Annotated in this window: 9 protein-coding genes; 2 read left to right on the forward strand and 7 right to left on the reverse strand. The window is 57.2% G+C overall.

Features of this window, described 5'->3' with window-relative positions; translation table 11 throughout:
* The 5 genes from AC221Y_RS15700 to AC221Y_RS15720 form a co-directional block, all read right to left on the reverse strand.
* Positions 1–366: pyridoxamine 5'-phosphate oxidase family protein (locus AC221Y_RS15700; protein ID WP_486707701.1), on the reverse strand; the 366-nt coding region annotated here is incomplete at its 3' end.
* Positions 359–1,399 (reverse strand): lipocalin-like domain-containing protein, encoded by a 1,041-nt coding sequence (locus tag AC221Y_RS15705; RefSeq protein WP_486707702.1) that lies wholly within the window; start codon positions 1,397–1,399, stop codon positions 359–361. The genes AC221Y_RS15700 and AC221Y_RS15705, both read right to left, overlap by 8 nt.
* The gene (locus tag AC221Y_RS15710; protein WP_486707703.1) at positions 1,389–3,788 is read right to left on the reverse strand and encodes an ABC transporter permease; all 2,400 of its coding nucleotides are present in this window, start codon (positions 3,786–3,788) and stop codon (positions 1,389–1,391) included. Before AC221Y_RS15710 ends, AC221Y_RS15705 begins: the two co-directional genes overlap by 11 nt.
* The gene (locus AC221Y_RS15715) at positions 3,788–4,426 is read right to left on the reverse strand and encodes an ABC transporter ATP-binding protein (protein WP_486707704.1); all 639 of its coding nucleotides are present in this window, start codon (positions 4,424–4,426) and stop codon (positions 3,788–3,790) included. The genes AC221Y_RS15710 and AC221Y_RS15715 overlap by 1 nt, the downstream gene beginning before the upstream one ends.
* A 38-nt stretch (positions 4,427–4,464) precedes the next feature.
* Entirely contained in the window at positions 4,465–5,781 is a 1,317-nt protein-coding gene (locus AC221Y_RS15720) for a cytochrome-c peroxidase (RefSeq protein ID WP_486707705.1), read from the reverse strand.
* Between AC221Y_RS15720 and AC221Y_RS15725 the strand changes: the two genes are divergently transcribed.
* A complete protein-coding gene (locus AC221Y_RS15725; RefSeq protein WP_299750036.1) occupies positions 5,764–6,249 on the forward strand; it encodes a tetratricopeptide repeat protein in 486 nt (161 codons plus the stop codon). The two genes, AC221Y_RS15720 and AC221Y_RS15725, sit on opposite strands and share 18 nt — an antisense overlap.
* Before the next feature lie 472 nt (positions 6,250–6,721).
* Positions 6,722–7,993 (forward strand): DEAD/DEAH box helicase, encoded by a 1,272-nt coding sequence (locus tag AC221Y_RS15730; protein ID WP_299757968.1) that lies wholly within the window; start codon positions 6,722–6,724, stop codon positions 7,991–7,993.
* Positions 7,994–8,808: 815 nt separating this feature from the next.
* Here AC221Y_RS15730 and AC221Y_RS15735 read toward each other — a convergent pair.
* Together AC221Y_RS15735 and AC221Y_RS15740 are read right to left on the reverse strand one after the other, a co-directional pair.
* A complete protein-coding gene (locus AC221Y_RS15735; protein WP_299757970.1) occupies positions 8,809–9,153 on the reverse strand; it encodes a hypothetical protein in 345 nt (114 codons plus the stop codon).
* 20 nt (positions 9,154–9,173) lie between these two features.
* Positions 9,174–9,378 (reverse strand): hypothetical protein (locus AC221Y_RS15740; RefSeq protein WP_486707706.1); only part of this gene is annotated, 205 nt, incomplete at its 5' end.

Genomic DNA, 9,378 nt, shown 5'->3' on the forward strand with positions numbered 1-9,378 from the left:
GGCATAGTTCAGACGGGTTCCGGGGCCAAGCAATTGCCAGGTCGCTGCATCTACTTCGATCAATTCGATCGTCACAGAAAGGCGGATCTGAAAGCGTTCGGGGGCATCCCAGATTAGCAGCTCGGCGCGCTCATCATTCTTAAGATCAGCGACTTTTGTCGCACCAGCATGGGTGAATATTGTAAGCATAGACGCAGCCCGGTCCACCCCACGAAGCACGACAATACGCGCAGCCGGACCGCGCTTTGCCGAGGACGTGGCCAGAACCGGTAGGTTCGCTGGCGCGTTTGTGTCGGTTGCGCCGGCTTCAAGTCGTGACCAGACCGCTGCCAAAGTGCCGTTAAGGGTATTTAATGCGTCACTCATAGCCCGTCATTTCAAGGTAGCCGCGCCCGGAATGTGTGCCGGTCGCCTGAACCCGATCCTCCCAATAGGGGACAATCGTGGGCATCCAGCTTTGCGGGTAAACCGCGTGGACGTCGATTTCAAGGTCGCAGTTTTCAGGTGTGACGGTCCAACCGACCGGCACATCACGGTCGGCCGCGCGGGCCCATTTGTTCGGTTTCATCGTGAGATCGCCGGGCCTAAATGGGCTTGGCGGTCCATCGGTCGCGATCCATGTACCGACGACATAGTCACGGCCCGAAGTGTCACGCAGGCGGTAGCCCATTAGCTTCGCACCGCTGTCGAGATGCAGCGAAATCCAGTCCCATTCCGTTTGAGTTTCGGTCAGGGGTTGCGACGACCATTCACGATCCAGCCATGCCTGACGGGTGACAGCAACTGGGCCAGACGCAAGCTCTATAGTGCCCGCATCGGTATAAAAGGGCTGCGAATAATAGTGGCTGGCCAGGCCTGCTGCGGACTTTTGCGAAAAACCCTGAATGCCTTGGGGTACGAAGGGTCGATCAGACGCCAACGTAAGATCATACGCAGAATCAGAGACTTGCGCCGTGAGTTTGACGTTTCTTAAATCTGAACCCTCCAACGCCCATTCGTCGATTACCGCACTAAACGGTGTTGGTGTGACACTCGCCTGTCCTGTGCCGCCGCGCGCCAGTCGTTCGGCGTGGAAGTGGCCTTCGGGGGCTGAAACCGCTGCGTGTCCCAGCCAGATTTGATCGCTTTCTGCCGCGGTCGGACGAATTGCATTTCGAAAAAGCGTCCACTGCGCGCCGTAGGTTTCACCGTCCGCTCCGGTCAAGATGGCGGTCACATACCACCACTCGATGCGGAAATTCGGGTGGGATCCGTGATCCTTTGGGAATGTGAAGCGGGTATCAGGATCGGGGAGTGCAAAGCCCTCTTCGGTGGCACCCATACCGGCAAATCCCTGCGCAATTGCGGCGAGGGGCGCCTTAGCAAGTAAGATGCAAACGCAAAGGTCTTTAACGTTCATGAACAAAAACCCGGATCAGGTCGGCGGGGGGACGTTTTGCAAGCTGTCGTGCAGGCCAAAGACCGGCCAGCCCAGCCGTCAGAAGCGAAAGTGCGAGAAGCCAGATCCAATCTGCCGGAAAAAGGTACATAGGCAATTTCCACCCGAAAGCCTCGACATTGATGACCGAAAGCAGGACCCACGCAAGGACGAGCCCGACCGGAACCGCAAGGATGAACGTCAAAAATGCAAGAACCAAAGCGCGGAAAAACTCAATGCGCGCAAGAGTTTGACGGGGCAAACCAATGGCCCAAACCGGCGCGAGCTGCGGCAATCGAAGGGCTGCCAAAGTTAACAGGCTGGTCAAGATCGCGACCGCGGCGACGGACAGCGTCAAAACATTTAGAGCGGCGCTTACGGCGAAGGTGCGCTCGAAGATGCCAAGGGAAAACGCCTTTAGGGACGCCTGATCGACAATGTTTTCGGGCGCAAGGCCGAACTCTTCGGTCAAGGCGTCGCGCAATCCCGGTACGCCTTCTGGATCAAGACGCAGGCCAAAGTCGGTTCGGTCGACCTGCGGGTATCGCGATATCAGGGTTTGCAGCGGTAGAATGACCTGGCCAAGCGGGTTGCCATAGTCGCTGTAAACCCCTGCTATCGTTGTCGTCCAGCCTCCGGGCATGTGAAGTATGTCGCCAGGCGAAAGGTTTTCGCGGCGCGAGAGTTGTTCATTGATCAATGCGCCTTCGTTGCGGCCAATGCCGTCCCAGACATCCGGCGACGCCACAATTAAGGGCCAGTTCTGGCGATACGTCGGGTGATCGACCACACCATAGATTTCACCAGGCGCACCCAGAATATCAGCGTCGGTGTGCCAGATTGGTAAGACGGCATCGACGCGCGGCGTGACGAAAGCAATAAGCGCGTCGATCTGATTTTCGTTTTCTGCCCCGATATAAACCTCGCTTGCAAGACGCTGATCGAGCCAGCCAGTGAATGTCAGGCGGAAACTGCCGACCATGGTTGAAACGCCGATATTTGCGGCCAGCGCAAGCAATAGCGCCATTAGTGCGAGCGACAAACCCGGGAGTTGCTGGCGGGTATCTGCCCAGAACCACTCGACCAGTGGTCCCGACCCTGAGAGGCGTTCACCAAGGTTAAGAAGTCCGGAAAGAGCGGTAGGAAGTGTTAACGCAGCTGCAATCAGGAGGCCTCCGAGGAGGGTAAATCCTGACATCAGATTGCTGCCGAAAACACCGGCGACGAGAGCGACCAAAGTCGCGATTCCGGCGAGGGAAAGTTGCATCCGCATTGTCCTGCTAGACGCGCGCGCCCAAGCCCGGGGGTGAGCCGTGGCCAGGGGGTTCAGACGGGCGACTTGAAGCAAGCTTGTCGCCGCGGCAAGTGCGGCGCCAAGAACCGCAATTGCGAGACCGCTTAGCCACCATGTTGGCGACAGCGTCAGCGTGCCTTCGACGTTTGCGCCATAAAGTCCACGTAGCGTCGCGGCGACGTCTGGAAGCAGCGCGGCGGCAACGATGTAGCCTAATCCAATGCCAAGTCCGCCCGCGAAAAATGCAAAGAATATAAGCTCGAGAACAAGGAGCGAGACCAAATGGCCCGGTGTGACACCGATCGCGCGCAGGGTACGAAAAACCGGACGGCGTTGCTCGAATGCAAGGCCGACAGCGCCGTTTACGATGAACAGTCCGACGACAAAACTAAGTAGCCCGAACGCAGTCAGATTAAGGTGAAAACTGTCCGTAAGGCGGGCAAGATCATCAGCGGTTTCGGGGCTTCGCCGAACCAATTCAGGTGCAACTTCGTCCAGTAGAGTTTGGCGAAACGGTTGGTTGGGTAGCAGGGTCAGACGGCTTATTCCTTCAATACCTGCAAGGGTTTGTGCGCTAGCGATGTCCATGATTGCAAGGCCGGGAGCGATGCCTTCAACGGAACGGACACGGGGTGCGAAGTTGGAAAGTCGCCGGGCCGTGGCGGGGGCGGCAAGGATAAGCCCGTCGTCGCCCATAAACTCGAATATTTCGACTTCGGCCATCGCCGTACCGGCCGGGTTGAGCCGTGACATTGTCAGAGGGTCGATCCCCAGGATGCGCACCCGGCCATTGGTGCCGAAAACCCATCCGTCTACAACCGGGCTGACCAGCCAACCGTTCTGGCGAAGGGCGACAAAAGTCTCGTTCGAGATCACCCTGCCGGTTTTGTCTGACAGCGTGGTCTCGCCTCCAAGAACGCTTGCGGCGTCATCGTAGCTTTTGCGGGCTTCGGCGTTGATCGCCTGGACACCGGACCAAAGTGCTGTCGCCAGAGCAAGTCCCAGGACAAGCGTCAGGAACTGAAAAGGCCGCCTTTTCCAATGTGATAGAAGCGTGAAAAGGACTGTGCATGACATCACTGAAAATGCCCATGTCGCAGGTGCAGCCGGCGGTCGGCGCGAGACGCCAGACGGTTGGAATGAGTGACAATCAAGAGGGCGGCGCCCTTGTCGTGGGCTGCAGTCACGAGAAGGTCAAAAACGGCATCGCCGGTTGCTTCATCAAGGTTACCGGTGGGTTCGTCCGCTAGGATAAGTTTGGGCGACGCCGCAACGGCGCGACCAATGGCGACGCGCTGTTGTTGTCCTCCCGAAAGCTGTTCGGGATATTTTGCGAGGTGTTCGGTCAGACCAAGCGACGATGCAAGCGCGTCGATATCAACGCTTCGGCCGGTCAGGCGTGCCTGAAAGCTGAGGTTCTGGGCAACGGTGAGGGAGGGGATCAGGTTAAATTGCTGGAAAATTATCCCGATGTTTTCGCGGCGCAGTGTGGCGCGTTCGGCGTCGCGAAGGTTCTCTAACGCCTTACCATTAATTGTTATTTCGCCAGCGTCCATGGGTTCCAGCCCGGCAATCATATGCAAAAGCGTGGACTTGCCTGACCCGCTTTCGCCCGTCAGAGCAACGGCTTCGCCAGCGGCGAGCGTCAATGACACGCCGTTAAGGATCGAGACCTTTCCGAAACGTTTTTCAACGGATGTGACGGTTAATACCATTCAGCTTATCTATCCCGCTTTGGGCGTCGGAACAGGGGTCAATCTATGGTGAGACCAGATGGCACAGTTTTTGGGCGACCCAGCGGACGTGTTCGGGCGGTTTGCCCGGTGAGGCTTTCGAGGAAAGCGACAAGATCGGCGATGTCTTGGTCCAGTAGAGAGACCGGCTCAATGTCGATTTTTCGCCGTTGGCGATCCATTTCGCGGGTGTCGTACTGAACGATAAAGTCGGCTTCCTCAAGCCAAGGCGCGGCAGGAAGCTTGGCCATATCACGATTCCACAGGGCTAGAGCGGATGTCGGATCAAGGTGATGGCGCACCATACCTTCAAGCGTTGGGTAAGCGCCGTTGTGTCCGTAAGGCGCTGTTAATGATATATTCCTTAGCATCGGGGTGCGGAAGCGGTAGGCGTCCTCAATCCGGTTGCTTTCGCCCATCCGCCCGACGTCACGCGGTTGGGGATCAAACCGGCGGGTCTTGCCGGGGCCGAATGCGGGCAGGGCGAGGGCGTGAAATTTCTGGTCCGACATAAGCGGACCGGAATGACAGGCGGCGCAGCCCGCGTCGCCGTAAAAGAGTGACATGCCGCGGGCGGCTCGCGTGGAGAGTGCGTTTTTGTCTCCGGCGAGAAATGCGTCAAACGAGCTGTCGTGATTTTTCCATTCTGTGCCCATGAAGGCGGCAAGCGCGTTTGCGATATCGACAATTTCGACGTCTTCGGGCGTGTTTATATGCGCAAAGTTTTTAACGAACATTAATCCGTAGTCCGGATTGGTGCGCACCTCTTTGGCGATGATGGGCCAAGCGTTGTCGAGCCGGTCGTTGATCGCGCCGCCCACTTCGTTTTCCTCGGGTGCGCCGGCCATTTCGAACCGGGCGGTCAAAGGAAAGAGCGCTTGCGCGGCGAGGATGGTTTCGAGGCCCAGGGGTAGCCATTCTTCGGCGGGTGAGTTGAAGCCGTTTCCATAGAGATCTGAAACCGCGAGGCGACCATCGTGAAACAACACGTCGATTTCTTTCGCACCAAGATTCCAAAGGGCAGGGGCGTTTCTCGGAATGCGCTTTTGGATGCGGTCTTCGCCCAGTGTGGCGACCCGTTTCGGGCCAAGGCCGTCGCCGCCTTCGCCGATCCCGAGACTTAACCCATCCGCTCCGCCGAGGTCATGGTGATGACAGGTGCCGCAAGAGATATTTCTGTTTCCCGACAAAATCTTGTCATAGAAAAGAAGCTGACCGATTTTGGCTTTCTCCGGGTCGAATGCGATGAAATCATCGTCGCCAAGCGGCCTTGGAAGATCAGCCGCAAAGGCGGGCGATGCGATGCAAAGGGCAAGGATATGAAGCAATCGATTCATGGGTTTATTCTGGCAGGTGCAGCGGTGCTCGCAACCCCCGTTTGGGCAGAAATCGAAACGGCTCGGGATCATATGGAGGCGGGTCGGTTTGCGGAAGCGATGGAAGAATTCCTGCCTGCAGCGCGGTCTGGGAACGCAGATGCAGAGGAATTGATTGGGGTGATGTATGCGCTTGGGCTTGGGGTAGAGAGGGATCCGGAGCGCGCGTTTGAGTGGTATTTGCGGTCCTCGATGAAGGGGCATCCGGGCGCGCAGTCGGGGCTTGGGTGGTACTATGAACTGGGTTTGGGAATGCCCTCTCCGGATTTGGTGCGGGCTTATCTATGGTATGGGTTAAGTACGATTGGCGGCGACCCGGATGCGGTTATGTCCTTGGAAGAAGTGCAAAAACGGATGACGGCCGAGGAGATCGACCGTGCGAAAGTTCTGATTAACGATTATAAACCGTGGATGTATCCGTTCCGGTGAGGGTGTTAAACTTAACGAGGCGTTTGGAGGGATGCGAGCGCTAGTTGGATCAGAACCTTCTAAGGCTCTGAAAAGGTGTGATTTTGGGCGTCGGTACAATGTCGCTGCAGGCGTTCTGTGGCGCAACGAAAGGGTAAGACGTCAGCTTCATCGCGGAAAAGTCAGATTTTAGTCACTTTTCCGGCTTGCGGCCCTGTAGCAGGCCAAATGTGTTGACTTGAAGCCCGGATGCCCCCATGTCCCTTTTCATGATTGCTTCTGCCGCGTGAGCAGGTCGCGTTTACTGCGCGAAGCATCATACACTTTCAGGCACCCACCTCACGCAGGGGTCCGGCGCGACGACGATCAACGGGGCAATTCGGCCTTTGGATCAGAGCGGCGCGCAACCCAACTGCGATTGTCCGCCCGTTATGGGCGTGGCAGCGATATTTATTGGCGTGGGCGAGATCCGCGCCGGAAACAAAGAGAATTAATGGACTTTGATATGTTGGGGCTTCAGCCCCGTCTTGTGGCAAAACTTGCCGAACAGGGGATCACAGATCCCACCCCGATCCAGAAGAAAGCGATCCCCCATGCGATGGCGGGCCGCGATGTTATGGGGCTTGCGCAGACCGGCACGGGCAAAACCGCCGCCTTTGGTCTGCCTATTATTCATGTGCTGACCAAACTGGGTGTGAACCCAGAGCCGAAATCGGCGCATGGCCTTATTCTTGCGCCAACGCGCGAGTTGGCAAAACAGATTTCGGACAATCTGCGGGCCTATACCCAAGGGACGCATCTGAAGATTAACTTGGTCGTTGGCGGACAGTCGATCAATGCGCAGATTCAGCGGCTTGGGCGTGGCACCGATTTGCTGGTGGCAACACCGGGCCGGTTGATTGACCTGATTGATCGCAAGGCTGTGCGGCTTGACCAGACACGGTTCCTTGTTCTGGACGAAGCGGATCAGATGCTGGACATGGGCTTTATCCACGCGCTGCGTCGCATCGCGCCTTTGCTGCGTAAAGACCGTCAGACCATGCTGTTTTCGGCGACGATGCCGAAGATGATGGCCGAGTTGTCTCAGGCGTATCTGAAGGATCCTGTTCGGGTTGAAGCAGCCCCTCCGGGCAAGCCGATCGAGAAGATCACGCAAGGGCTGCACTACGTGCCGCAAGGCGACAAAACGCAGTTGCTGATCAAGTATCTTGAAGGGCACCGTGCCGAGATGGCGCTTGTATTCGCGCGTACCAAGCATGGCTCGGAGCGGTTGATGAAGGCGCTGGTTAAGGCTGGTTTCTCGGCCGGCTCTATCCACGGCAACAAAAGCCAGGGTCAGCGCGACCGGGCGATTAGCTCGTTCAAGGCTGGCGAATTGAAAGTTCTTGTGGCGACGGATGTTGCTGCACGGGGTCTTGATATTCCGGGCGTGCGTCACGTTTATAATTATGACCTGCCGAATGTGCCGGACAACTATGTCCACCGGATCGGACGCACGGCGCGGGCTGGTGCGACGGGGCGCGCGGTTGCGTTCTGCTCGGCCGAAGAGATGAAAGAACTGCGCGACATCGAAAAAACGATGAAGGCGACCATCCCGGTTATCGGTGGCACTGCTCCGGTTCCGGTGCGCGCTGCGAAGTCCGGCGGAAAGCCAGGGGGCAAGCCCGGTGGAAAGCACGGTGGGGCTCCGAAGGGCAATATGACGGGTGCGCAGCGCAGTCGTGCCCGGCGCAGTGGCGGCGGCAAGCGCAAGATGGCGGCTTGACGCAAACTGGCGGACCGCCTTTACGGGCGCGTCGCCGTGCGACTTCATGACGAAATTGGAAAGCCCGTGCTGAATAGCGCGGGCTTTTTTTTGTGCTTTTGGGGGCTGTTATGAAGTGTTTGGTTTTTGAACAATACTGGCATTGCGCCCGCGCATCGGCTCCCTCGCAAGAGAAAAATCAGAGGAAACGGTGCAACCGCGATCAGCACACTGAGAAGGTACGGCCAGAACCGATATAGCCCAGACACTCCTGCTAAAAATGCAAGGCCTCAGCCACCGCCCAGAATCGAATTTTCTGGCAAATTCAACAACACTGCGAGACGGGCATACCGGCTTCGAGTAGCCTTTGGGCAAACCGACTTTTTAGCCTGGTTGCCATCAGTTCGGGGCGGTCTTGAGCGGGAGTGGATGCGATGTCAGCGACCCAGTCCGTCCCGCTCTTCAATCTCAAGCATGACGCAATCTGTGAAATGTAGCGAAGGGGACCAAAGCGACCGATGCGAAACGAGAGAATTAACGCCCCAACCATGCCAGCGGATAGGATTGGGGCTGCCTTCCCGCCAAATGAGAGCAGCAGCGCGAACCCGATCTCGACACCGGGCACGAGCGGGATTTCTGCAGCTAAACAAATATAAGAAGCGCTCCCATGACGATGCGATGGATCAATGGCTTGTTCATTGGCAGGGATGGCGAGGTCACGCAGAAGGTCGCCAGCCATCCACCCGACGGCAAGGAGGATGACATAAACTCCAATGACCCGCCTAAGCGCTCAAATGCGACTTAGAATCGATCGCATAGCGGATTTTCGGTGGGGTTCATGCCGTCCGATTTCTGGCGGACTTGGTGGAGCGCTGAGGGTCAAATTCTTCCATCGCCGCGCTCTGAAACGCAATCTCGCGACTAGATGTCCAGTCCCATTGCTTTCGCTCCAAGCGGATCAATCCTTCGATCAGGCCGCCTTCGCGAACGAACCCCTCAAATTCAAAGAGACCTCGGCTGTAGCTTTCAAGCACACCAAGAATGATGATGTCTTCGTCCGTCGTCTCTGAGCGGTACGCTCCGGGAAGGAACCCACATCGCGTGCAGATGTCTGACCAGAAATAGCCATCTTCGAAATGCAAACTATCGGCAAGATCCGGGGTCTCGAGCGGTCCGATCATCCCCTTGAAAACGCGCCCATCTAAAAGGCGGCCCGCTCATGCTTCGCTTGCGCACCAAAGACCCAAGATGAGCGCAAGCGCTGCGAGCGCTGCTCAAATTGAACACGATCTTCTCGGTGTTGTCCGGATGCGGCCTGCATCGATGAGTTGGACTTCGTGACAAGCATAAAAATTGCGATTGTACCCATCGTCTTAAAAGCCCGCTTCGGTGCGCGCGTTGCGGAA

The sequence above is a fragment of the Boseongicola sp. genome (assembly GCF_057460485.1).